Genomic DNA, 26,794 nt, shown 5'->3' on the forward strand with positions numbered 1-26,794 from the left:
AATACCAAGGTCTAGCTGTTCTGCGACATCCCTCAAGGCTAGTTTGGTGAAGTACCAATAAAAACGAGGAGTGGGTTATGGCTTTCCGATCTGATGAAGACAAAAAGGCCTATTGGCGTAAAAACCTGAATCTGATGTTCGTACTGCTGGTGATCTGGGCAGTCGTTTCATACGGATTCGGCATTCTGTTACGCCCTGTGCTGGACGCAATTCCAGTCGGTGGCGTTGGCCTTGGCTTCTGGTTCGCACAACAGGGGTCCATCTATGTGTTCCTTGGCATTGTGTTTTTCTACGCCAAAAAAATGCGCGAACTCGACCGTGAGTTCGGCGTTGATGATGACGAATAAGAGGAGCCTGATATGGATCTGCAAACCTTAACCTATATCGTAGTGGGACTGACGTTCTCACTCTACATCGGTATCGCTATCTGGGCTCGCGCCGGAACGACAGGTGAGTACTATGCGGCTGGCCGCGGTATTCACCCGGTCGCCAACGGTATGGCAACGGCCGCGGACTGGATGTCAGCCGCGTCATTTATCTCCATGGCGGGTCTGATTGCCTTTAAAGGCTACGACGCCTCTATCTTTCTGATGGGCTGGACCGGTGGTTATGTGCTGTTGGCACTCTGCCTTGCACCTTACCTGCGTAAGTTCGGTAAGTTCACTGTGCCTGACTTTATCGGTGACCGTTTCTATTCAAGCACCGCCCGTATCGTGGCAGTGATCTGTCTGATCGTCGCTTCGCTGACCTACGTAATTGGTCAAATGAAAGGTATCGGTGTGGCCTTCTCCCGCTTCCTCGACGTGGACTACGCGACCGGCCTGTATTCAGGTATGGCAATCGTATTCTTCTACGCCGTACTCGGTGGTATGAAAGGTGTTACCTATACACAGATCGCGCAATACTGTGTACTGATTTTCGCTTACACCGTCCCTGCGGTCTTTATCTCACTGAACCTGACCGGTAACCCTCTGCCTCAGCTGGGCCTGATCGGTGACACGGCTGACGGTACACCGCTGCTGCTGAAACTCGACCAGACGCTGGTTGACCTGGGTTTTGCGGAATACACGGCTCAGAAAGGTGGTACCTTCAATATGATGATGTATACGCTGTCTCTGATGCTGGGTACAGCCGGTCTGCCACACGTCATCATTCGTTTCTTCACTGTACCTAAAGTGAGCGACGCACGTACCTCTGCTGGCTGGGCTCTGCTGTTCATTGCGATCCTGTATACCACTGCGCCTGCGGTAGGTTCTATGGCTCGTCTGAACCTGACCAACACTATTCAACATGGTGAAGTCGGTGACCCACAAGGCAACCTGGTGTATGAAGAACGTCCTGACTGGTTCAAGAACTGGGAAAATACTGGCCTGCTGCAGTTCGAAGATAAGAACGGTGACGGTCGTATTCAGTACTACAACGATGGCAATGCTGAGTTCGCTGCAAAAGCCGAAGCTGAGTACGGCTGGAAAGGTAATGAGATGGTGAAAGTCGACCGTGACATCATGGTACTGGCCAACCCTGAAATTGCAAAACTGCCTAACTGGGTTATCGCTCTGGTGGCTGCCGGTGGCCTTGCTGCTGCACTGTCTACCGCTGCGGGTCTGCTGCTGGCCATCTCAACAGCCATCTCTCATGACCTGCTGAAGCGTACCTTTATGACCGGTATCAGCGAGAGGAACGAGCTTTTATCAGCACGTATTGCGATGGCAGGTGCGATTCTGGTGGCGGGCTACCTTGGCCTTAACCCTCCAGGGTTTGCAGCTCAAGTCGTGGCTCTGGCCTTTGGTCTGGCAGCGTCATCGATCTTCCCGGTACTGATGATGGGTATATTCTCAACGAAGGTGAACAAAGCAGGCGCGATTGCCGGTATGCTGACAGGTCTGCTGAGTACACTGCTCTACATCTTCAGCTACAAAGGCTTCCTGTTTATCCCTGGCACTGAGCTGCTGGCGAATACTCCGGATAACTGGTTCCTTGGTATTGCGCCTGAAGCGTTCGGTGCATTGGGTGCCTTACTCAACTTTATCGTGGCCTTTGTGGTATCGAACATGACGGCACCTGTGCCTGACGATATCCGCCAGATGGTTGAAGACATTCGCGTACCGAAAGGTGCGGGAGACGCTCAGGATCACTGATTAAATCGGTGATACTGAACAAAAAACCCGGCATTGCCGGGTTTTTTGATGTCTGCAATTTGCTACTTGCGAAGCTTTTCAACAAATTGAACTACAGGTTCAACGCTGCTTTCTTTGAAAAACAACAGGGGTGACATAGTGCCGATAATGGTCACATGGGAAGTACCCTGCAGTTGCTGAAGGTCCACCTCCTTACCAGCGTCTTGGAGCTTGTTTGCCATTGCAACACTGTTTCTTTGGGGATCGACAAGATCATCTTCCTCCGGAACCAGCAGCAAAGCGGGAATAACCGCCTCTGCCGCAAATTCGATAGGATTGGATTCCGCGGGGTAATCAGGGTGAAAAAACACGGGCTTCACCTCTTCGATTTTAATCGGATAAAGATCATAAGGCCCAGCGATGCCTACCCAACCATTTAACACATCTTCGCGGTCGAGGTTTTCACGACGGAGCCAGGTCTGATCGAGCGCCATCATGGCGGCATTATAAGCGCCGGCACTGTGCCCGATTAACGTCATCTTCGAATCCGGTTGGTACTGTTTAAGCTCATCAGAGCGGATAATCTCTGATACTTTACGTACGGCACCAGCACTGTCATAAAGAAACTCTGGATAGCGGACTTCTGGGTAAAGACGATAATCGGCGACAGCAACAATGTACCCTGCACTGGCTAGGCGACGCCCTACGAAACGGTAGTCACTGCGCGAACCGCTGTTCCAGCTACCTCCATAAAAAAACAACAGAACGGGAGTCGTTTCCTCTTGCGAAAGAGCACCGTCACGCTCAGGAAGGTACAGATCAAGCTTATGACGCTCGTGCTCTCCGTACGCTATATCTTTACGCAACTCAGCGTTGTAAACATTCGAGATACCGTTCACAAGTCCCAGTGGACTGCACGCACTTAAGATCGAAGCAATAGGGAGCCAGATCAGTTTTTTCATGATGTATGAACCTGAGAAATAGAAAGCTGAAACTGAGATTTAATCTCACAGTAAAGGCGTACAAAAGAAAAGGACAAAAAAGCCGGTGTTCATACGCTACCGGCTTTGGTGTAGCTGAGCCTCAGAGTACAGACAGTGCCGCGTCGTAGTCCGGCTCATCAGCGGTTTCACCCACCTGCTCAATGTGCAGTACTGAACCGTCGGTATCAACCACCACAACGGCACGGGACAACAGGCCAGTCAGCGGCCCTTCAACGAAGGTTACACCGTAGTTGTCGCCAAAGCTGGAACGGAAAGTCGACCCCACCATCACATTGTCTATGCCTTCAGCACCACAGAATCTTGCCATTGCGAAAGGCAGGTCAGCGGAAATACAGACAACAACAACGTTATCCAGAGACGCTGCTTTTTCATTAAACTTACGTACGGAAGTCGCACAGGTCGGAGTATCAACAGATGGGAAGATATTCAGAACAACCCGCTTACCCGACAGGCTATCGAGAGACAGATCACCGAGATCTGCTGCAGCAAGGGTAAAGCCAGGCGCTTTCGTGCCTACAGGTGGGAGTTCACCAGCCGTTGAAAATGGATTGCCTTGTAGAGTAACAGTTGCCATGAGTCGTCTCACATCGATGAAATGGACGATTACTATGCTATGGCTCGATAGGTCTTTCAATCATTCTTAACAAAGAAAATCCCGATGGCGACAAAACAGTCCTTTCACCATCGGGAACAGCATCAGCGATGTATGATGTCTGGGCGCATAGGCGCCAGAGAGCGTATCAGCCGGTTCTGAGCTGTCTGAGGCGTCCCGGCGTCATCCATGGCAGCCTGAAGCAGCTCTACCACACGATTGAACTGAGCCTTAGTAATCTTCATACCCGCGTGCACATCCTTCATGGAATCACCGGTATATTCACACGGCCCACCGCTCTCATGGCAGAATTGCTCAATGAGCTTCTCACGAAGACGAGTGATGTCAGTCCCTTCGAAAAACGTCACGATGTCCTGATCAAAGGAGATTTCGTTAATAAAATTATCAACAATTTTCTCAACCCCCTCTTTCCCACCAAGTTCCTGATAATAGTCGTCGGCATGGGCGGCGCTGAAACAGGTCAAGCCTGCAAACAAGGTAGCGACGTAGGTCAATTTTCTAATCATGATACTTCCTTATTTAAACCAGCTTGAAATGGAAAAATAAAAACCGTCCTGATCTTCACTACCAGCAATACTGCCCAGATCAGCATACGCGAGTGTCAGATTGACGTTTTTGTTCGGGAACCAGGCGATGAATACATCACTGAAACTGTCTTCATCGAATGCACTCAGGTTATCGGGCTTTTTCCGGTATTCAGCTCCAATAGCCAGGTCATCTCTCAGCAGTACCAGAGCGGATACTTCAGGCTGTAATGTGTAGCCCGACTCATCGTCACCACCGTACCCCAACAACCCCATCTGATTTGCCTGTGTTGCCCGCAATGTGGCATTCCATAAGAGGTGATAGCCTCCCACAGCAGCCAGATGCACTTTCGTCGCAGACACGTAGTAGTCAATACCTGAATCGCTATCTTCGGCTCCCACAGCTTCTGCAATATCTCCGTCAAGCAGCCGCTTATACTGAATACCTGCTGCAACCTGCGGTAGAGCGGTATAAATAGCATCACCATAAATCCGGTATTTGGCTCCGTAAATTTCCTGCCTAAGGTCTCCTGCTACGCCCTTAATTTCGAAACTTTGTAAAGCAGCACTGACTTCAAATCGATTATCGTAACTGGCCGAAACACCGTTTACTTTCAGACGAAAGTCCTGAACATCGGTGGATGTATGAAAGGCACCCACCGAATACTCACCTTCATCTGCGTAACCACTGATCACTGCCCAGGGCGTCAAACCACCACCCGCACCACCTTCAAGCTGAGTAACACCCGATGTTGCTATCAGGCGCGAGCCTGCATTTACATCAGCGACTGCCAGAGTGGATATGGCTACCGCTGTTAATGGAATTAGTTTACTCTTCATTTTTCCTCCACCAGACGCTCTGGGTTAAATTCCTGCAACCATTGCCCCAGTGCATCTCGAGACATAGGTTTAGCAATAAAATATCCTTGTATATAGTCGCATCCGAGCGTCGTAAGAAAGTCGAGAGATTCTTTATCCTCGACCCCTTCCGCGATAACAGAAAGACCCAACTCATGAGCCATCGTTATCGTCGAACGTACAATAATCTGGTCATCTGCACGGCTGGCTAATCGCAGAATAAAGCACTTATCAATCTTTAATTCGTGCACCGGCATCATCGCCAGCTTCGACAACGCGGAATAACCAACGCCATAGTCATCGATGGACAATCTGAAGCCACGACTGCGGTAATAATTGAGAAGATCCAGAGACTTATCGACCTCCGTCATCATGTCCCGCTCAGTGACTTCCAGACAGATATCTGCAGCATCCAGATTATTCTCAATCAACTTCTGATCTATCAGTACACGTAAGTTGTCGTTACTCAGATCCTGAGCCGACATGTTGATCGAAAGCTGCAGGGATATTCCGGCCCGTTTCATGTCGGCCTGATCATCCAGAACACGACCAATTACCCAGGATGTGACCAGGCCAATCAAGCCTGTTTGTTCCGCTAGCTCAATAAACATATCCGGGGGAATAAAGCCTTCGTCCGGGTGGAACCAGCGAATGAGTGCTTCAGCTTTTTCTACTTCGCCCGTACGTACGTTATATTTCGGCTGGTAATACATCTGCAGCTGGTCATCGTCGTTCTGCAGTGTCTCTTTGAGGTATTTAAGAATTTTGACCTTTTTAAGGTGAACCTTATCCTGCCCCTCACGAAAGAAGTACAGAGGCGTTGCAGTCGTAATGGCATGCTCCAGCGCAACCTTGCCGCGACGGAGGAGCTGAGACGGGGACTCTGCCTGATCAGGGTAGACGATAAACCCTGCTCGATACTCCACTGTGAGGCTAATATCGTCGATTTGCATGGGCGCTGCCAGCTCGTTGAGTACGCGCTGACAGGCAAGAATTCTCTGGGCTGTCGTTTCCTGGTCCTGGGTTATCGGCAAGAGCATTGAAAACTCATCCGCAGAATGACGGGAGGCAACTCCCTCCATAGCCACTTTCTGCAATCGCTTAGCAACCGTCACCAGACATTCGTCACCGATCTCCATGCCCAGGGTGTCGTTAATCGTTTTGAAGCCAACCAGGTTAAGACCAAGGAGTATGAAGCTCTCTCCACGCTCAGCAATGCCAGAAACCGCTTCAATCATGGCGTCACGATTAAGTAAGCCCGTCAGAGAATCATGAGAAGCCTGATAAAGAATGCGCTCTTCACGCTCGGCCAGATCAACTTTCATGCGCCGGAAGGCACGGGTCAGACTACCAACATCCGAACTCGTCACGGGTATCTCAGACATGTCGCTGTATACACCACGAGCTATTTCACGCGCTTTTCCAGTAAGGATTACTAAAGGTTTCGTCAGTCGTTGGCTGATAACAAAACTACCGATCACGGCAATGATGAGTACGAGAACTGCGATCGCAAGAATCTGATTTCTGATGAATTCGTAGGATCTAAAGTACGACGACAGATCCTCTGTCATAAATACTCTGACGGAACTATCGTCAGTGGAAAGATCGACCTCCCGACTGGAATACTTCTGTACACGCTGGAATGGCAAACGCACGAGACTCGTCAGGTTGTCTGGTGCACGGATCGCCTCCACCACAGAACTCAGATCTGGCAAAGACGTTTCCACGACCCAATTGGCCTGTTGACCGGGAAGCCCGTTGGTAAAGGTCAGGTGAATAGTCGATTGTGCGATCCATTTACGGATATCTTCCGGGCGCACTCTGGTACCGATACCTGCCATCGCGGTCAGACGTGGGGCCCGTACGGGCACTATTGCCATGTGATAAATGGCGTCGCCAACGACCAGAAAGTCTGCAAATGTTTTTCCGGTGCGAACTTCCCCTATGGCACGATCATACGAAAAGCGCTGCCCACGGGTCAGTGCAGGTTCGGTCGATACAACGACCCGACCATCCAGATTTACAATGACCATAAGATCCGAACTGACACGCTCACCATGGTTCTGCAACATGCTGAGAATCGTCTCTGCGTCATTAGTAGCGACAGCCTGCTTGAAACCAAAGTCAGAGACCAACAAGGTCGCATTATTAATCAGTTGTTGTCGCCTTGCGTAAATTGCAGTTGTGAAGCTCTTTACACCTTCGCGCATCTCCTGATTGACCGTTTCACGAATGGCACTGCCGCTGCTCAACAAAACAAGTATCAATACCGTACAGGAAGATACGACAACCAGTGCTGCTGTAAACGTTAGTAACTGAGCCCTGAGGCTGAAAGGTGCGCCTTTTAAACCAAGCACGGATCTACCTTCTCATCCCATTGCCAAAACCGCCGTGGTTATGCCAACTAGCTTTGGTCTCGACAGGAGGGAGCTCAGGGTTAATAGCAATCAAGTAGTCTGAATCACCACTCTGATAATTCTGCAGGCCTTGTGCCGTCAGCGTTATCTGGTCGGTTTCGACTGCCGACAAGCGCTCATGCCAGATACGCAATTCTTCTATTTTTCCCTCAGCCCGGATCAGTGCTTCGCCATTTCGACCGGTAACACCCGAACTGAAACCAGTCGGTGTTACGTAGATATAGCCAATCATGTCATCGTGGATATTGCATCCGAGCACAACAATGCCCGGCTCACCGAATTCGATCGGAGCCTCAGGGACATCTGCGTACAGTTTGATTTCGAATACCTTCGGAGCAGAAAACGAATAAACATGATGGCGGATGTTATCGCTGTTGGGGAAGGAAACCAGATCGCTTTGATTGACCGAGAGCACACGGGGAGCAAATTTACGCTCAACCTGATCCATCAGAGCGATCGTCGGTGCTACTTCAGTCGGACTGTCAGTGCGTACAGAGACCACGGCATTTCCCATCGGCTGCCCCGCCATATCTGTGATCTTTATCCGATATTCCTGAGCAGAGAGCCGAAAGGCGAAAAGAAGACAGAAAGAAAGAACGAGTGCCCGAACGAAAAAGCCCCCCAGTTTGTCATTCATACGACGCCATGCTCCTAAGTTACAGTCAATACGCTGACAGTTAACGGTTTCCAATTCGATGAACGGCGCACTCGCGACTCGTCGTTGGTTTGCCCATCGCTATATATTAAACGTAGTCAAGAAGTGCCTTTCCCGCAAAGTCTGAATTGGAACGAGCGAGGGTAAAGCGGGCATCAGAGGCTCTCTTTTCGAGCCATCAGGAAGCAGAGTGTCGCTGCAGTTTGATAAACATAAGCGCGGTGGATACCACATCGCCAAGCGCTGTGTGGCGATCAATCACAGGAACGTTCAGATCTCGTGCCAAGCCTTCAAATGTGAGATCAAGGTTCACCTCGGGGATATAGCGACGTTTCTGCCGGACATAGATCTCAGATACTTCAATAAACCGATTGGGTAATTCAAATCCGTAAAGTTCCCGGATGTGGCGGTTCAGGATCGCTCTGTCATATTCAATGTAGAAACCACAGATCGGACGGTTGCCAACAAAATCGAGGAACTGCTGTATGGCATCTGCGGTCGCAACACCATGTATGCGGTCTTCTTGCCTGAGATAGTGAACCCTGACAGCGTCTGGATGGGTAATGGCATCAGAACGAACGGTCAGGTCCAGCGCCGAAGATAGCTCGATTGAGCGGCCACTGACCACCACCGCAGCGAGGCTTAATAACTGCCCCTTCTTTTTGTCGAATTCGCTGGTTTCGCAATCGACCACAACAACATCGTCACCGGTGTAAGGCAGCTCCATATGCGCCCAACGTTCCGGAGGAGGACGATAGCCCGGGAGTCGACGACGAAGCCAAAGAGGTAACCTCACAGGTTCTCCAGATGGTAGTGGCTGATCAGCCATTGTTTGAACTTCTTCACTCGATGCAACCCATGACGTAATAACGATCGGTCAACACTGCGTAACTCAGACACTTTCAGCTGCTGTGTCAGCCCGGGGTTCTTTTCCGCTTTCTCAAGTTGGTGACGCAGTCGGATTCTGAGGAAGAGTACAAGAGAGTCTTTAAGTCCCTGCGCGACATCCGGGCTCAGCACTTCCTGCTCCGAGAGGCGATCAATACGGTCAAATGTATTCGTTTCATAAAGCCCATGCTCGAATGCCAGAGCGCGGACGCCGTGAACCAGAGGAAAGATTCCTCCTTTTTTAATATCAATAGCACCATGATCTTCGCGGATATTCCCCAGCAGGGTGAGCGGTGTTTCAAACTGTAACGCCGGTCGGGCAAACCAGGAGGAGGCAATACTGGATCTCAATGATTCCTGATGCCAGGCACTGCGAACTTCGTCAAAGAGTTCTTTGTTTCCTGCAACAGGTTCAGCATCCATCAGTATGGCCATATTCATCATGGCTTCGGGGGATGAGTTATTCAGCCATTTACCAACACGTGCCCGCCAGTCTCCCGCCGTGTGAATCCAGGCATCGTTAATGAACATGACCCCGCCCGGGCAACGCGGATAACCGAAATCAAGCAACACCTGATGAAGCTTCTGCAGCGATGGCATCAGCGCATCTTTGACATGATCATCACGAATGATGATGGCATTGTCCTGATCTGTTTTCAGAATCTGCTCACCCCGGCCCTCGCTACCCAGCACCAGAAGACAAACCTGAGAATTCAGTTTTTCAGGTACAAGTAACTCGAAAGCTTTTCGGATAAGTCGACGATTTAGCGTCGTGATCAGTGACATAATTGCCATCACTTTGACACCCTGACCTGACAGGTTAGCTATAAGATTCTCCAGACGTCCGGCTGCGACAATCAAATCCTCCAGTGAGCGGGCCTGTTCAATCCGCATGGCCACAATATGAGAGTGCGTCGAAAATGTACTGAGCATATCCATCAGTTCCAGTACGCCGACAATTTCCTGATTTCTGGTAACAACAACGCGTTCAATCTGATGCTGCGTCATTTTAAGCAACGCATTGAAGAGGTACTCCCCCTCCTCCACCGTGACCAGGTCAAAGCAGGCGACATCGGCGACACGCGTGTCTTTTGGAAGAGAGTCATTGAGTACAGCGTGCAGCAGATCAGAGCCTGTCACTATTCCACGCCGATCACCGTCACGAACCAATAACGCATCGTGCTTTTCATCTCGCATCATCCCGGCCGTTCGAACCAGAGTCGTCTGGCCGGTAACGTACACAGGCGTGCGCATAGTGTCGCTATCAACCTGCGCCAGAATAAATTCGGAAACCTCTCCGCCTCGCTGCTCCACCAGAGATTGTTGTGTGCCCAGATCTGTTCTGAAATAGACAGAGAAGTCATCTGAGCTATTCAGAAGCTGAATAAAATCCTTTGCTTTCAGGAGATAACACAGAGTTTCTTCTATGGCCGTAAATCTGTGCTTGCAGCTACTTTCCAATACCGCTCGTACATCAAACATGTCTTCGGTGCCGTATTGCGTAAACACTTGGCCATCGCTTCCGGTTTCTTCAACAACGCCCTTATACAGAATATAGATACCCGGTGACGCCTGCCCCACATCAAGAATCACTTCACCAGCAGGAAAAAAAACAAGGTCCAGTCGACTTTTAAGCCACGCCAGCTCTTTTTCACCAAGAAAGCTAAAAGGAGGCTGATCAAGATTAATCTGCAAGCTCATTTGTCACTGTCTCCTTCCCTACGTGACGGGTGGTACCAACGGGATACAAACCACATGACCAACACCGCCACACTCAAAGAAAATAGTGCGGGGTGACGCCAGGAGAAAAAAGATTCTCCACTTCCTGAAAGATTGCCCCAGATCAGAGGGCCGGTAATGACTGCGATCAGGGTTGCTGACAAGCCTGCGAGACCTCCAGACAAGGCTCCAGCTGAAGTGAGCCGGTCACAATACAGTGCCCCCAACAACAAGGGCACGTTCACACTGGCTGAAAATGCAAATGCTAAGCCTACGAGATTAGCGACATTTTCCGTTTGCCAGAGTAACGCCAAAGAAGCTGCGAAGACGACTGTCACGCTTGATGCCAGCCTGTGCAAATGACGCTCATTCCATCGCTTACTACCGCCAATCACGGTTCTGGCATACCAGTCATGAGAAAACGCAGAGCTACCAGTAAGAATTAAAGAGGTCATAACCGAAAATAATACGACCACAAGAATCGCCACAAGCACAGCAGCGAGAAACTCTCCGCCGATAAGTTCAGCCAACCTGACTAATACCAGATTACTGCCTGCTGCTGTTACTGACGCTTCTGGTTGTCCGAGAAGGTGCACTGTAAGGAATCCTAGGAGGATAATCAGTATATAAAATATTCCGATCATCCCTGTGGCATAGAATACCGACATACGTGCTCGCCGCTCATCTGCGACGGAAAAAAAACGACTCATGACATGCGGCAGTCCCACCGGCCCGAGAATCAAAGCAATACCAAGACTGAACAAGGCTAATGGTGAGTCCTCACTAACAGCGCCGTTTACCGGCGGATTACTGGCAAACCATATATCAATACTGAATAACTCAGAAAGGCTGGAACTTGCCCTATCAAAGGCAAGTAGAGTCATAGAAAGCATCAGGGTCATGACCAGCCCTGCCTTAATCATCTGTGCGCGTGATGAAAATATCATTCTCCCTGTCAGCGCCGTGACTAGTGCCACACCTGTAAGGCCGGCCAGAACGATTTCATACTTCACACCAAAAATATAATTGAGTAGCCAGGTCATGGCAACGAGCTGGGCAGAGAGATAAATCACTACGACAGGGAAATACCCCAGGGTAGCGACAAGCACAATACGAGGGTCTGAAAATCTACTTTTAAGAACATCAGCCAGAGTAAAATGTCCGATTGTTCTCAGTTTATCTGCAAGCAAAATCAGAATTATCGGCCAACCAGAAAAAAATCCGACGGCATAGAGAAGTCCACTGTAACCAGAAAACAGTATCAGACCAGTAATGCCCAGTAATGATGCTGCTGACAGATAATCTCCTGTAATAGCGAGTCCGTTCCTCAGACCGCCATACTCGCGACCTGCGGCGTAGAATTCAGCGGCGGTGCGAATCCGATTAGCACTCCAGATCATCAGAATCATTAAAGGAAGTGCAGTCAGGACAAAATACAGTGCCGTATTACTCATCAGCATTAAACCTCGACGTCCTGCCTGATCCGTTCGAGCTCATCATCAAATACAGTGTTCATTTGTTTGACGTAAACGCCAGTCACCAGGAACTGAAACAGGATAAGCATGATGGCTGCAGGAATGAGCCAAGGAGTCGGATTCTGTGCACTGACCGGCTGCAACAGTACCTGAGGGAAAGAGACAAAGACAAAAAGAAAACTCAGGTAACAGGTAAGCAACACGACGGCGACACTTGCACGATACTGCCGGATACGGACCCGCAATCGCTGATACTCTGGATGTATCAGAAGCTTCGCACGATACTCTTTGGCGTTCGAGTTTTGACTGAAGTTGAGATGCGAGGGCATTGGCCGGTCCCGGGCAAATACTGGACTATCAGTTTACCGCCTGAGCTGGCTTTTCTCTGCCCTACCATAGTAGAAGTGAAAAGCTCTATCATATCGCTGCGTTCTGGCCCAATAATTGAAGATGCATCTGATGAAAATAGTGTTAGGCTGAAAGAAAATAACCGGAAAAATGTATGATTCCTGACTGGCATCTACTGCTTCTTTCACTAGCTTATATCGCCATTCTCTTCGCAGTTGCCTGGTACGGCGACAAGCGTGCGATTTCAGGTAACCCCGTCCATAACCGCCCACTGGTGTACAGCCTTTCACTCGCAGTCTACTGCACGTCCTGGACGTTTTACGGTGCGGTCGGTCAGGCCGCCAGCAGTGGCTGGCTGTTTATGGCGATATATGTCGGCCCGATTATATTTCTGTTGCTGTTATGGCCACTCCTCGAACGCATTATCCGTATCACCAAAGAGAAGCGCCTGACGTCTATCGCCGATTTTATTGCCACCCGATATGGTAAAGACCATTCACTGGCCATTCTGGTCACAGTGGTTGCAGTTGTTGGGGTGATTCCGTATGTCGCGCTGCAATTAAAAGCCATTTCGACGACCTACGAGTTACTGACCCAGCCGCTAGGGTTCAGCCACCCTATTCCCGAACTGATATTTCAAGACACGGCTTTTTATATCACTCTGCTGATGGCACTTTTTGTCGTCATGTTTGGCACCCGGGATATTGATGCCAGCGAGCAACACCCCGGCATGATACTGGCTGTCGCATTTGAATCTGTCGTAAAGCTCGTCGCCATGGTGACGGTCGGCCTCTGGGCGATTTATTCACTTTATGATACGCCAGGCGATGTGGTGCGTATTGCCCGAGAAACGGACCCTAACCATCCGCTGTTTAACAGCAGTTTCATCTCTGTCTCCTTTATGCTCCAGACTTTGCTTGCCGGCATCGCCATTCTTTGTTTACCGCGACAGTTTCAGGTAGGAGTAATCGAGAACGAGTCCACAGGCCACATCCAGTCGGCACGATGGATGTTTCCTCTCTACCTGGCACTCATGTTGTTATTTGTTGCGCCACTGGCACTCTCCGGCCATCTGTTTATGAAGGACCTTGGCTTCTCGCCCGACTCATACGTTGTCAGCCTGCCATTGACCATGGGGGCAGACGCGTTAGCCATGTTTGCCTTCATCGGTGGCGCCAGTGCTGCCACGGGTATGATCATTGTCGCAACCATTGCGGTCAGCACCATGATTTCAAATGAAGTCGTGCTGCCTGTTATTTTCCGCCGTCAGCAACGTGACGGACAGCAGCTGGAATCTGTTCACCAGCTGGTTCTGACAGTCCGTCGTCTTGTTATTGGTCTGCTTCTGTTGAGTTCATATGTCTTTTACCGCTTCGCCGGAGGGCTGGAGTCTCTGGCAGCGATCGGTCTTCTGTCGTTCGCTGCCATCGCTCAGTTCGCGCCCGCGCTGTTTGGCGGATTACTTTGGCAAGGCGGTAATCGTCAGGGGGCCATTGCGGGTATTCTCGGTGGCATATTTATCTGGTTTCAGCAGCTGTTCTGGCCCGTTGTCAGCCAACAGTTGGGCGCAGACAGCGTCGATGTGCTCATACCATACGCCCTGCTGGGTTTCGATATGGACGATTTCAGCTTCGCTGTCATTGTCAGCCTGATGGTTAACATCACGCTATATATTGTATTTTCTGTGGTCTCTACAGCTCCTGTAAGAGAGCGTATGTTGGCGAACGAGTTCACCAGTATGCGTGCAGCACCGGAGCGACGCCCGAAAAGCAGCCTGGACTGCAAGGTCGACGATGTCAGGGTCGTTCTGGAACGTATTCTTGGCCAGGAAAAATCTGATAGCTTCTTCCACGTTTATCAGGGAACGCACGGCCTTCAGTACGACCATGCCGCCGCTTCAAATGAACTCTTACATGATGCTGAAGAGCTGCTCGGCTCTGTCGTAGGGTCATCTTCTGCACGATTGATTTTTTCTACTTTATTGGGCGGCGAGCAGATCCAGCTCAAGGATCTTACTCTTCTCGCCAGCGAAGCATCTAACGCCTTTGCCATGAGCCGGGAACAACTCCAGGCAGCGCTGGAAAATATTCGACAAGGTGTCAGCGTTATTGACCGCGACCTCAAGCTCGTCGCCTGGAATAACCGTTACTCCGAGCTCTTTGAATACCCCAGTGGCTTCATACACGTAGGTAAAGCTATAGAAGACGTCATTGCTTACAACGCCATGCGTGGCTTCTGTGGCGAAGGCGAAGTCGAAGAACAAGTGCAACGCCGCATGCAATTCCTGAGAACAGGATCCGCGCACGAGTTTGAACGACAACTACCGAACGGTGTCGTCGTTTCCATGCAAGGCCATCCAATGCCGGACGGAGGCTTCGTAACGAGCTTTACAGATATTACCGTTCACAGGCAAGCGGAGCGTGCTCTCAAAGAGGCGAACATCAGCCTTGAACGTCGGGTAGAAAAACGCTCCGAAGAACTGGATGAACTCGCTGCACAGCTGATTGAAGCCAATCAGAGTAAAACACGCTTCCTTGCAGCTACGGGCCATGATCTTATGCAGCCGCTGAATGCGGCTAAGTTGTTTGCCTCTACTCTGGCCCAACAATCTCTTTCAGAAAAACAAAGTGAACTATTGCAGCACCTTGAAGGGTCTTTGCAATCTGCAGAGGAAGTACTCTCGCATCTTGTCGAAATATCCAAGCTTGACTCCGGTAATATGGAACCGAAACCTATGCCTGTGTCGTTGGAGAGGATTCTTAAACCGCTTCGCGACGAGTTCGGTGCGCTCGCGCAGGAGCGTGGTATCAAATTAACCGTCCGCTATACCACTGCCTGGGTAATAAGTGATGCTCACTGGCTACGCAGGATCATTCAGAACTTTATCAGTAACGCTGTCCGTTACACCGAAAGTGGCGGTATTCTGGTTGGCTGTCGCTTTCGTGGTGACACCCTCAGGTTAGAAGTCTGGGATACAGGCCCTGGAATACCGGATGATAAAATAGAAGAAATATTCCGTGAGTTCCGCCGTCTCAATAACACACCGCAAGACAGTAAAGGGCTGGGACTCGGGCTTGCGATTGTTGAGCGCATGGCAAAGCGGATGGATCATCCGATTCAGGTAAAATCTAAGCCAGGAGCAGGAACCTGTTTCGCTATTACTCTGCCCTTAACCGCAGCTCAGGCTGAAGAGGCGATAGCAGTTCATACCACGCCGCAGGCTGCCAGCTTCGCGCATCTGAAGGCCTTCTGTATCGATAATGATCCGGAAGTCCTGGAAGGCATGAAAGCCCTGCTCTCAAGCTGGGGCTGCGACATTTTCGCAGCCCAGAATGAAATTGATGCGGAAGATATCCCATTTAAACCCGACATCATGCTGGCTGATTTTCAACTGGACGGCGATGTTACGGGGCTGGATGTGATGTCGCGACTGCGGGAAAAGTTTGGTGATATTGAAATTCCGGGCATTCTGATTACTGCAGACCCGCGCTCACAAGTGGCTGAAAAAGCGAAACAGGATGGTTATCAATTCCTCGGTAAGCCTGTAAGACCGGCATCCCTCAGGGCATTGATGCGCCGTATTGCCAAACACTGATACGGCAGACAGACATAGAGGCCTTACTCGGCCTCACCAACCGGATCTGATGCCAGGTCATTACGTTCTATGTCGAGCGTCTGTACAGCAATCACCGCCTGAGTCCGGGTGCGTACGCCCAGCTTGCGGAATATTGCCGTGACGTGCGCCTTAATCGTCGCTTCACTGACTTCCAGGTCGTAAGCGATCTGCTTATTCAACATACCTTCCGACATCATTGTCAGTACCCTGAACTGCTGGGGTGTCAGGCTCGCCAGTTTTTGCGCCAGATCCATAGATACTGTGTCTGGTGCATGCTGATGCTGCCGGGCTTGCTTGGGTAGATAAATATCCCCTTTGAGCACCTCACCTATAGCAGCAGAGATCTCTTCCAGCGACGAAGACTTAGCGATGTACCCCGATGCTTCGTGATCAATCGCCTGACACATAACGGCAGGGTCTTCACAGGCAGACACAACCATCACCGGTATCTCAGGGTAATGAGAACGAAGGAATACCAGACCCGAATAACCGTGAGCCCCAGGCATATTGAGGTCCAGAAGAATCAGATCTGTGTCTGTATGGCCTTCAACCACGGTCTGAAGCTCGGGCAAGGACTCAGCCTGAACGATCTCAGCATCTGGTGCTATCTGGCTGACAGCCTGCTGTAACGCAGTACGGAACAGAGGATGATCATCTGCAACAATGATCTTTTGCGCTAGTTGCATAGCTAACTCCGGCAAAGATTTATTTTTATTATGGGCCAGATACAGAAAACCGGACAGTTTGTCCGGTATTCCTTTCAGGCCGACCTCAGCGATTTAACCGCTGATCAATCAAAGTATCAACCACCGTTGGATCAGCGAGTGTGGAAGTGTCCCCCAAGGCATCATGCTCGTTGGCGGCGATCTTGCGAAGAATCCGGCGCATGATCTTACCTGAGCGAGTCTTAGGCAGCCCCGGCGTGATCTGAATTAAATCAGGGGTCGCCACCGGCCCGATCTCTGATCGCACCCAGTCACGCAGCTCTTTTGCCAGCTCATCTGAGGCTTCTTCGCCCGCATTTAACGTTACGTAAACGTAGATGCCCTGCCCTTTAATGTCGTGCGGATAACCCACAACCGCGGCCTCTGCGACCTTGCTGTGAGCAACCATCGCACTTTCAATTTCTGCGGTGCCCATGCGGTGTCCGGATACATTGAGAACATCATCGACCCGTCCAGTAATCCAGTAGTAACCATCGGCATCGCGACGTGCGCCATCACCGGTGAAATACATACCGCGGAAAGTAGAGAAGTATGTCTGCACGAAGCGCTCATGATCACCATAAACACTGCGTGACTGGCCCGGCCAGCTATCAACCATCACCAGATTACCGTCGGTAGCACCTTCGAGAATCATGCCCGAGTTGTCCACCAGCGCTGGTTGAACCCCAAAGAACGGACGGGTTGCCGAGCCCGGCTTCATATCGGTCGCACCCGGTAATGGCGTGATCATGATGCCGCCTGTTTCCGTCTGCCACCAGGTATCAACAATTGGGCAACGCTCGTCACCAATGGTTTTGTAGTACCACTCCCAGGCTTCAGGGTTGATCGGCTCACCAACCGAACCAAGCAGACGCAGAGAAGACCGGCTGGTACCCTCTACTGGCGCGGTACCTTCAGCCATCAGCGAACGAATCGCTGTCGGAGCGGTATAAAGAATATTGACCTTATGCTTATCAACGATCTGCGACATACGTGCGCTGGTCGGATAATTCGGTACACTCTCCATCATTACGGTGATACCACCGTTAGCGAGCGGACCATACAGCAGGTACGTATGCCCGGTAATCCAGCCTACGTCTGCAGTACACCAGTACACATCACCATCGTGATAATCAAATACATACTCGTGCGTAATTGACGCCCAGACCATGTAACCGCCTGTAGTGTGCAGTACTCCCTTCGGCTTACCGGTCGAGCCCGAGGTATAGAGAATAAATAACGGATCTTCTGCACCCATCTCTTCAGCTGGGCAATTTGGAGAGGCAATCTTAACCAGATCTTCGTACCAGACATCGCGCGCATCATGCCAGGCAATGTCACCTCCGGTCCGCTTAACAACAATGACCTTTTCCAGTGAACGAATGCTTGGGTGAGTTAAGGCTTCGTCTACGTTAGCTTTCAGAGCAACGGCCCGGCCAGCGCGGACACCTTCGTCTGCGGTGATCACGATTTTGGCATTACTGTCTTCAATACGCCCTGCCAGTGCATCCGGCGAAAAACCGCCAAAGACGACCGAATGAATGGCGCCGATACGGGCACACGCCAACATGGCGACGGCCGCTTCGGGAATCATCGGCATATAAATGCAGACAACATCGCCTTTGCGCACACCCTGACTCCGAAGCGCGTTACCGAACCGCGATACCTCTTCATGTAACTCGCGGTAGGTAATAGTGCGATCTTCTTCTGGGTTGTCGCCTTCCCAGATAATAGCGGTCTGGTCTCCACGGGTTTCCAGGTGGCGATCCAGGCAGTTGGCAGCCGCGTTGAGTGTACCGTCTTCAAACCAGCGGATATCCACGTTGTGATCATCAAACGATACGTTGCGGACTTTACTGAAAGGTTTGATCCAGTCGATACGGTCGTTAGCCTGATCGCGCCAGAAGCCCTCTGGGTTCACCACTGACTGCTGGTACATTTCCAGGTACTTTTCATTGTTGATCCAGGCGCTGTCGGCGTATTCTGGTTTCACGCTGTAAATCTTTTCATTCGCCTTTGGCTGATCACTCATTATTATTTCTCCTGTGAAAACACGGCCCTGTCACGGCTTCCGATTAGTTTCAGTGTCTGCAATCCTGCGCCACACCTGAATTAGACGATGGTCTAGCGATGGTTTGCCCGGATAATCAACTGCCCGCCCCGTTCTGAGACTTCAGGTCTTCATTTCTACTTACTCACAGACTAGTCAGTTAAGTCACAAGAGACAACAAAAGCACCCACTCCCCAAAGCAGTTCTCTCTTTCAGGCCAGACTTTCTGGTGACCGTATATATGCCTTCGACTTAAGTGGCTTCGACTATTGGCTAATTCCGCTGCACAGATTTTGTGCACCATAGTGAAATTGCTCAAACAATAATCAGGAGAGTAAGCATGCGCAAAACACCCTTAATTCTGATGGCCGCAGCACTACCCATGGCTGTGAATGCTGCTAACACCGAGTTCAGCTTCGGCGGTTTCATTAAAATGGATGCCATGCTGAGTTCATATTCCGATGGCAACGTGACTGACGGACTGGGCAGGGAATTTTATGTTCCGTCTACCATCCAGCCCGGAACCGAGCCAGATACGACAGAGCTTGATATGACAGCCCGAACGTCGCGTTTCAACTTCAAAACTGTCACGGACGTCGGCAACGACAAATCCGTCACGACATTTATCGAGCTGGATTTTGAAGGTGCGGGCGGTAACGAGGTCGTTTCGAATTCCTACGGTCCACGCCTGCGCCATGCCTTTATCAAATACGACGGCTTACTCGTCGGTCAAACCTGGTCAAACTTTATGAATGTCGGCGCTCTCCCTGAGTCTGCTGACTTTATTGGCCCAAGTGAATCCACCGTATTTATCCGCCAATCTCAGGTGCGCTATACCATGGGCGACCTCGCGATTGCTCTGGAAAACCCGCAGACAACCGGTGCCGGCGATAGCGGTGACAACGGCATGATTCCGGATATCACTGCCAGCTACAAAATCAAAGCGGGCAACGCTGATCTCGTAGCTGCTGCTCTGGTGCGTCAACTAACCTACGACGGTGCTCTTGAAGACGACGACACCACAACTATCGGTTATGGCGTCAATCTGTCCGGTAAAGTAATGATCGGTAAAGACGATCTGAAATTCAGCGCAACCGCTGGTAGCGGTGTTGGCCGTTACGTTGGCTTGGGTGCCGTCGCGGACGCCTCTCTGGTAGGCGACGACCTCGAAGCCAGTGAAACAACCGCTGCATTTATTTCCTACCGTCACCACTGGAACAGCGAATGGCGCTCAAGTCTGATCTACGGCATGCTGTCCGCAGACTATGATGATGATGCAACCTTTACCAGTGCTCCTGTTACAGACGCATCCAGTGTACGCGTAAATGTCATGCGCTCCCCCGTTGCGAAACTGACCTACGGCGCGGAATTCAGTACAGCCACCGTAGAACGTGAAGGTGGCGACGAAGCCAGTATGAATCGTATTTACTTCACCACTAAATACGCCTTCTGATTCCTGAAACGATCGATAGCAAACCAAGAGCCCGGCATTTGCCGGGCTTTTTACATCTCGTTAGTAAAGATGTTCACCCCAGCAAGAGATGGCAGAATTGAACGCCCAGCAGCCATTTACATTCATCTGACAAATAGTCTTCCTTAGTGGCCAATCCCGACACTCCCGCGATAAATGTGAGTTAATAGCTGTTATTGGAATCATACAAACAACAATAAAACTCAAAACGTCAGAATTACACTCAACCTACCACTAAGTAGTAGAGACGCTCGCCAACTAACTGTTTTTACGTATATTTCTCATTTAATTAACACTTTATCAGTTAATTGACGCGTAACATTACCGGCCTTAATATTACGCAACATTTCGATTTGTGACGCAATTTAACCGGTGTGCAGTCATCGGCGAGTGCGTGACGCATAATATTGCTTGGGGAAGTAATCATTTGAATCTGGCTCTACCTGCTAGTATCTGCGGGCGGGTGTCTTGTGCCAACCATAACCAGAGCCGATGGATATCCGCTCTGGTTTTCTGCGTTATCACGATTCAGTTACTTTTCTTCAGCGCCCTCTCCCATGCGAAAGAGATAGAGCTGTATAAAAGCTATGCAGGCAACATTGCCTTTGCTCTGACCGGGGCCTCTCTGAGAGACGGCAGCTCATTCAACCAATGCCAGGCGTTGCAATCCTCCAGCGCCGCGTTACAGATTCCGGCTGGTAGTACCATTCGTGCCGCGTATCTTTACTGGTCGGGTTCAGGCCAGGCCGACAATACAGTGTCTCTGAACGGCGCCACAGTAAATGCGGGTGTCTCCTACAGTCTGGTTGTTGAAAACCGTAACTACTTCAGTGCCCGCGCGGATGTCAGTAATCGAATCAATGGTTCTGGTATCTATAGTGTTAGCGGTCTGACCTTCGATACCAGCCAGCCATACTGTGATGTCGCCAATGTCTATGGCGGCTGGGCGTTGTTGGTGGTGTATGAGAATACCAATGAGCCTCTGCGGGTGGTCAACCTGTTTGACGGCTTCCGCGATTACTGGGGTAGATCAATTACTCTTACCCCAAGCAACTTTATCGTCTCTGACAATCCTTCACTGAAACAAGGTCGCCACGGCCATATCACCTGGGAAGGTGACACAGGGAACTCTCAGACACTCAACGGTGTGTCCGAAGCTCTGATCTTCAACGGCAGCAACCTGACTGGTACGGGCAATCCCGCGGGCAATCAGTTTAACTCGTACTCCAATAGCACCAGCTCGAACACATCAGGGGTAGACCTTGATGTTTATCAGATTGGTAATTTCCTGCAGGCAGGCCAGACCAGCGTCACCACAACGTATTCCTCTGGTCAGGACAGGGTTTTCCTCAGCGCCGAAATCATCAGTATCCCGAATGAAGCTGTCAGCGATCTGGCGGTCGATATTCAGAGCTTCGATACCCTCGTATCCCGTGGCTCTGATATTACCTACAGCTTATCAGTAACAAACCAGGGGCCGAGTAATGAGCCTGCTGGAAGCGTCGTCACCATTCCCCTGGGCTCTGAGACCAGCTTCGTCAGTGCCGAAGGTACGAACTGGGGTTGCTCCGCAAACACCTCAGAAGTGACATGTACCTATAACTCACCTCTGACCATTAATACCACAACGCCACCGCTTTCCATGCTGCTGTCGACCTCAGGCAGTACCGCCAGCAGCGTCACGACGGAAGCCACAGTCAGCGGCGTCAATTTTGACAACAACCTGTTCGATAACACAGACGCGGTCAGCATCGATATTCAGGATGCGGATTTTTCTGCGTCTGTAAAAAGCGTCATCGATCTCAATGGTGGTCAGCTCTACCCCGGTGACACTCTCCGTTTCACCATTGACCTCATCAACAACAGCAGCTTCAACGCCAACAACGTGACGCTCACCGACAATATGCCGCAGTACATAAACGGCTTTAATGTTATCCGCCAGCCTGCGGGCAGTGTTAACAACAGCCAGCCAGCGACGGCGGGGGCTAATGGCACTGGCGTTGTGGTCATCAATAATATGTCGGTTGCCGCCAACGGCAGCGAAGAAATTGTTATAGATGCGACGGTCTCGGCCAGTGCGCCACAGGGTGCTGTAATCTCCAATATAGCAGTGGTTAGCTCGGGTTCTTCCGATACGCAAATCGCCGCTCCACCCATTACGGTGGCCTCGCAGAGCCTGAGCAATGGCGAAATCCTTCTGCGGGACAGCCTCGCGGGCAATCTGAATTACGAGTTATTAGGTGGCCATTTCCGTCAGGGTACGAATGGATGTCAGACTCCCCTGGCCTCGTCAAGCGATTCCATTACACTTCCCGCGGGAAGCAACGTCGAAGCTGCTTACCTGTATTGGTCCGGTTCGGGTAACGCCGACAACACGGCTACGTTGAATGGCGCTCAGGTCACTGCGGGCTATACGTACGAGCAGTCTTACGTCATCCCTGGACAACAGGGGCAAAGCTTTAATTCCATTTACTATAGTTCGCGCGCTAATGTCACCGGCTTGGTCAACGGCTCGGGCACATACACAGTCAGTGGTGTAAATTTCACGCGAGCACAGACCCCTTACTGCGATTATGCGACAGCATACGGTGGCTGGGCACTTCTGATTATCTATGAAAATGCCAGTGAGCCGCTACGTGTGGTTAACCTCTACGATGGCTTCCGCTCGTTCCGTGGGCAGTCGATTACATTAGCCCCCGATAATTTTATTATTTCGCAGAACGCCCAATCTCTCGGCGCGAAACACGCGCACATCACCTGGGAAGGCGACGATAGCAATTCACAAAGCTTCAATGGTCAGAATGAGGCTCTGGTATTCGAGGGCAATAGCCTCACCGATGGAGGTAATCCAACGAATAATCAGTTTAATTCGTTCTCGAATATCAAAGGTAACTCGCCGGGCGTCGATATTGATGACTTTCAGGTAGGACAATATCTAACGCCGGGTAACACCTCAGTAACAACCACCTACTCTTCCGGTCAGGATCTGGTTTTTCTTACTGCAGAAATCATCAGTGTACCGAATGAACCTGTCTCCGACCTCATACTGGATACCAGCGCACCTGCCCGCATATCCCGCGGAGCCGATGCAATCTATACCTTCACCGCGTCAAACAATGGTCCTTTGGACGCGCCTCAGGGAAGTGTCATCCGCATCCCACTGAATGACGGCCTGACGCTCGATAGTTACTCAGGTACTGACTGGAACTGTTCAGTCAGCGGCAGTGAGCTGCTGTGTACCTACAATCAGATTATCCCTGTCGGTAATCAAGCACCGCCCCTGACCGTTATTTTTGATACGTCGGCGACCACACAAAGCCAGATCAGTGGCAATGCCAGCCTTGAAGGCGTGAACTTCGACAACCGCCTGGCCAACAATACCAATGATCTTACTGTTCAGCTGCAGGACGCGAACCTGTCCTCATCAGTCAAAAGCGTGCTCGATCTCAATGGTGGTCAGGTCCTGCCCGGAGACACCCTGCGCTATACCATGAGTCTGTCGAACAGCAGTAACTTCAACGCGACCGCTGTGACTCTGACCGACCCGATGCCAGCGCTGATATCCTCATTCAGTGTGTTCAGCCGTCCAGGTGGTTCAATCAATAACAGTCAGCCTGCACCTGCTGGTGACAATAGCACTGGCATCGTCGAGATCAGTAACCTGACGATTCCTGCCGGGGCAACAGTGAATGTTGTCGTTGACGCTGTTATTTCCGCCGGGGCGCAAGACGGTGAGACCATTACCAACGTCGCGACTGTGGGTAATCCGGCGGTCAATTATCCGATGACCTCGCCCACAGTCACTATCAACAATGCCCTCGGCAACAGCGGTAATAAGCCCCTGTACCTGCAACCCGACAGTACCCTGACCCGGATTGCCGATACGTCAGGCGGTTTTCAGGTAGTGAATGATCAGCAGACGGTTCAATGGACCCTGACTCCGGCACTCCAGACCGATGTGGAACTGGATTACTCCAGCCCTATTCCGGTGACATTGCGCCTCGAGAACAACCTGACGGCAGGCCAGGGCAATAACAACGAATATCAGCACAACGTAACCGTCTCTCTGATCAGAGTAAGCAACGGGTCTTCAACAACCATTGCGTCAGATACCCAACAGGTGAGTCTGCTGACGGCAGCGAATACTGTCTCAAGTGATTCTGTGCGGACCTTCCAGTTTGATATGGCCGTCTCCAGCAACCAGCCTTTACTCGCTGGGGATGCCCTGCGTCTGGCTGTCACCCAGAGCCGGGTTGGCGGTTCTGCAGACTTCCCTCAGTACCGCAACCTCAGGGTCTACAGCTCTGATAATGGCGTTATTTCATTGGTGGCACTGACCTCTAACACAGTGATCAGTGTCGATCTTGTTGAGCTATACGATCAGGCCTACCCAGATGGCAGCCCTGTCAGTTCAATCAATCCTGGAACCGCATATTTTGTCCGTGCAGATGTCACTGACCCCTTTGGAGCCTACGACGTTACGAATACCCGCCTGACCATTAATGCTGCCAGTGGTGAGGTTCCCGTCAGCCTGGCTGTGATGTCCTCGGTGAATACCACGCCATCAACCGTGACAGTTGAGTACCCCTACACCACAGCATCCGACGCTCAGAGCGGCGACTGGTTGTTCACCGTCAGGGCTGATGAAGGCTACGAAGGCACCGTATTTAACGTACGGACGGTAACCGTCCCTCTGCTTCAACCGGCGCAGCTGACCATGAATAAATCGCTTCAGGTAACCAGTGACCCGATTAACGGCAGTGCCAACCCTAAGGCCATTCCAGGCGCTCTGATTGAGTATGAACTGGCGGTGACTAACACAGGTGAGGGTACCGCCGACACAGATACAGTCACCATTACTGACAGCTTACCGGCTGACACGGCTTTCTTCGTTGGTACTGACGCCAGTGTCAGCCCCATCACTCTGACAGAAGGCGCGACCGCCAGCACCCTGACCCTGAATTTTGAAAACCTGACGTCGACGGCAGACGACATCGAGTTCTCAAACAACAACGGCACGACGTTTGACTACCAGCCAACGCCGGATGCCGAAGGTTTCGATCCGCTGATAACAGATATCCGAATCCGTCTCGGAGGCTCTATGCCGGGTACGGACGAAGACGGCAGTCCTGAATTCAGCATTTTTTATCAAGTAAAGGTCAACTAAGGAGATCCCTATGAAGACCATCAGTAAAATCGCCCTGCTGACTGCGGGCCTGGCTGCCTCTACGGCAACCTGGGCTGCAGGTACAGATGCAGGTTCAATCATTACCAACACCGCAACCGCTACCTTTGATGACCCGGCAACGGGCAACCCTGGCAGCACATCAGCAACAGCACCAGATATCACTGTTGCCGAGCTGATTAACGTTAACGTCACAGCCGAAAACACAGTACCGGTAGAAACTCAGCCGGGCGGTGCGAATCAGGTGCTGGAGTTTACCGTCACCAACACAGGTAACGGTACCGAAGCCTTCACCCTGACAGCAGCCAACCTGGCTGGTGATGACTTTGACGCTGAAAGCGTGACTGTTTACCTAGACAGCAACAACGACGGCGTGTTCAACACTGGCGATCAGGTAGTCACTGCTGACCTGGTACTGGACGCTGACGAGTCAGCCACCGTATTTATCGTGGGTAACATCCCAGGTACTGCGGCGACTGGCCAGCAAGCTGAACTTGAACTGACTGCGACATCAGCAACGCCGGGCGCTGCAACCGCTGCTCCGGGTACTCTGCTGCCAGGTCAGGGCACCAACACTCCAGCAGGCGCTGTGGTTGGTACTGCGGTTACCGATACAGACACAGGTACCTTCGTGGTTGGCACTCTGATCACTGATGCCTACATCGATCTGGATAAATCTATTGAGAGCCGCGTTGACCCATTCGGTGGCACGACTGACATCCCAGGCACCATCGTTACTTACCTGATTACTGCAACTGCGGTAAACGGCGACGTTAACAACCTGGTCGTGGCTGACTCCATTCCACTGTCTATGACGCTGGTAGCCGATTCCGTAACGATCGACGGTGCAGCAAAAACTGACCTTGCCGGTGACGACGAAGTCGACGTTGCAGGTTCTGACGTGTCAGTAACCCTGGGCACTCTGACTGAAAACACAACGGTAGAAATCCGCCTTCAGGCTGAAATCAACTGATATTGAGGTGACATATGCGCTTACTGACCACATTACTCCTGCTCCTGCCTTTGTCGGCATTTGCCACAGTCAGCCTGGAATCACAGCCCTATAAGGTGGTGATGGCTACCCAGGACGACGGAAGCGTGGCTGAAGAGTGGCTGGAAGCCGACAAAATCGCTCCTGGCGACAAAGTCG

Annotated in this window: 18 protein-coding genes; 6 read left to right on the plus strand and 12 right to left on the minus strand. The window is 51.1% G+C overall.

What is annotated here, in order from left to right; translation table 11 throughout:
* Window positions 1-77 precede the first annotated feature (77 nt).
* Complete coding sequence (locus B2R29_RS04650; protein ID WP_068435164.1) at window positions 78-347, plus strand: DUF4212 domain-containing protein; 270 nt, start codon at window positions 78-80, stop codon at window positions 345-347.
* 12 nt (window positions 348-359) lie between these two features.
* Window positions 360-2,138 (plus strand): sodium:solute symporter family protein, encoded by a 1,779-nt coding sequence (locus B2R29_RS04655; RefSeq protein WP_301180000.1) that lies wholly within the window; start codon window positions 360-362, stop codon window positions 2,136-2,138.
* A 62-nt stretch (window positions 2,139-2,200) separates the two neighbouring features.
* Here the strand turns inward: B2R29_RS04655 and B2R29_RS04660 are convergent, their stop codons facing one another.
* From B2R29_RS04660 to B2R29_RS04705, 10 genes are all read right to left on the minus strand, one after another.
* Window positions 2,201-3,079 (minus strand): alpha/beta hydrolase, encoded by an 879-nt coding sequence (locus tag B2R29_RS04660; RefSeq protein WP_301180001.1) that lies wholly within the window; start codon window positions 3,077-3,079, stop codon window positions 2,201-2,203.
* Between the two features lie 121 nt (window positions 3,080-3,200).
* Entirely contained in the window at window positions 3,201-3,695 is a 495-nt protein-coding gene (gene tpx / locus B2R29_RS04665) for a thiol peroxidase (RefSeq protein ID WP_301180002.1), read from the minus strand.
* Between the two features lie 122 nt (window positions 3,696-3,817).
* Window positions 3,818-4,240 carry a group I truncated hemoglobin gene (locus tag B2R29_RS04670; RefSeq protein ID WP_301180003.1) on the minus strand — a complete coding sequence of 141 codons (423 nt, stop codon included), beginning with the start codon at window positions 4,238-4,240 and terminating at the stop codon, window positions 3,818-3,820.
* 9 nt (window positions 4,241-4,249) lie between these two features.
* Complete coding sequence (locus tag B2R29_RS04675; protein WP_301180004.1) at window positions 4,250-5,098, minus strand: DUF3034 family protein; 849 nt, start codon at window positions 5,096-5,098, stop codon at window positions 4,250-4,252.
* Window positions 5,095-7,473: a bifunctional diguanylate cyclase/phosphodiesterase gene (locus B2R29_RS04680; protein WP_301180005.1), complete on the minus strand. Its 2,379-nt coding sequence runs from the start codon at window positions 7,471-7,473 to the stop codon at window positions 5,095-5,097. Before B2R29_RS04680 ends, B2R29_RS04675 begins: the two co-directional genes overlap by 4 nt.
* A gap of 4 nt (window positions 7,474-7,477) precedes the next feature.
* The gene (locus B2R29_RS04685) at window positions 7,478-8,170 is read right to left on the minus strand and encodes a methylamine utilization protein (RefSeq protein ID WP_297533149.1); all 693 of its coding nucleotides are present in this window, start codon (window positions 8,168-8,170) and stop codon (window positions 7,478-7,480) included.
* A gap of 196 nt (window positions 8,171-8,366) precedes the next feature.
* Window positions 8,367-8,984 carry a 3'-5' exonuclease gene (locus B2R29_RS04690; protein ID WP_297533150.1) on the minus strand — a complete coding sequence of 206 codons (618 nt, stop codon included), beginning with the start codon at window positions 8,982-8,984 and terminating at the stop codon, window positions 8,367-8,369.
* Window positions 8,981-10,777, minus strand: coding sequence for a DUF294 nucleotidyltransferase-like domain-containing protein (locus B2R29_RS04695; protein WP_076514087.1), 1,797 nt, complete (start codon window positions 10,775-10,777; stop codon window positions 8,981-8,983). Before B2R29_RS04695 ends, B2R29_RS04690 begins: the two co-directional genes overlap by 4 nt.
* Entirely contained in the window at window positions 10,774-12,249 is a 1,476-nt protein-coding gene (locus tag B2R29_RS04700) for a solute symporter family protein (protein ID WP_301180006.1), read from the minus strand. The genes B2R29_RS04695 and B2R29_RS04700 overlap by 4 nt, the downstream gene beginning before the upstream one ends.
* 5 nt (window positions 12,250-12,254) lie before the next feature.
* Complete coding sequence (locus B2R29_RS04705) at window positions 12,255-12,599, minus strand: DUF485 domain-containing protein (protein WP_068435142.1); 345 nt, start codon at window positions 12,597-12,599, stop codon at window positions 12,255-12,257.
* Window positions 12,600-12,772: 173 nt separating this feature from the next.
* Here B2R29_RS04705 and B2R29_RS04710 point away from each other — a divergent pair, with 173 nt between their 5' ends.
* Complete coding sequence (locus tag B2R29_RS04710; RefSeq protein WP_301180007.1) at window positions 12,773-16,213, plus strand: PAS domain-containing hybrid sensor histidine kinase/response regulator; 3,441 nt, start codon at window positions 12,773-12,775, stop codon at window positions 16,211-16,213.
* Between the two features lie 23 nt (window positions 16,214-16,236).
* Here B2R29_RS04710 and B2R29_RS04715 read toward each other — a convergent pair whose 3' ends face one another.
* Both B2R29_RS04715 and acs read right to left on the minus strand, forming a co-directional pair.
* Entirely contained in the window at window positions 16,237-16,920 is a 684-nt protein-coding gene (locus tag B2R29_RS04715; protein ID WP_076514084.1) for a response regulator, read from the minus strand.
* 85 nt (window positions 16,921-17,005) lie between these two features.
* The gene (acs, locus tag B2R29_RS04720; protein WP_301180008.1) at window positions 17,006-18,970 is read right to left on the minus strand and encodes an acetate--CoA ligase; all 1,965 of its coding nucleotides are present in this window, start codon (window positions 18,968-18,970) and stop codon (window positions 17,006-17,008) included.
* 358 nt (window positions 18,971-19,328) lie between these two features.
* On the opposite strand from acs, the gene B2R29_RS04725 reads away from it, so the two are divergent.
* From B2R29_RS04725 to B2R29_RS04735, 3 genes are all read left to right on the plus strand, one after another.
* Entirely contained in the window at window positions 19,329-20,441 is a 1,113-nt protein-coding gene (locus B2R29_RS04725) for a DcaP family trimeric outer membrane transporter (RefSeq protein ID WP_301180009.1), read from the plus strand.
* A gap of 412 nt (window positions 20,442-20,853) precedes the next feature.
* Entirely contained in the window at window positions 20,854-25,626 is a 4,773-nt protein-coding gene (locus tag B2R29_RS04730; protein WP_301180010.1) for a hypothetical protein, read from the plus strand.
* Between the two features lie 10 nt (window positions 25,627-25,636).
* Window positions 25,637-26,617, plus strand: coding sequence for a hypothetical protein (locus B2R29_RS04735; protein WP_301180011.1), 981 nt, complete (start codon window positions 25,637-25,639; stop codon window positions 26,615-26,617).
* Window positions 26,618-26,794: the final 177 nt, after the last annotated feature.

Source organism: Thalassolituus sp. UBA3500, assembly GCF_002377545.1.
Classification (GTDB): Bacteria; Pseudomonadota; Gammaproteobacteria; order Pseudomonadales; family Oceanobacteraceae; genus Thalassolituus.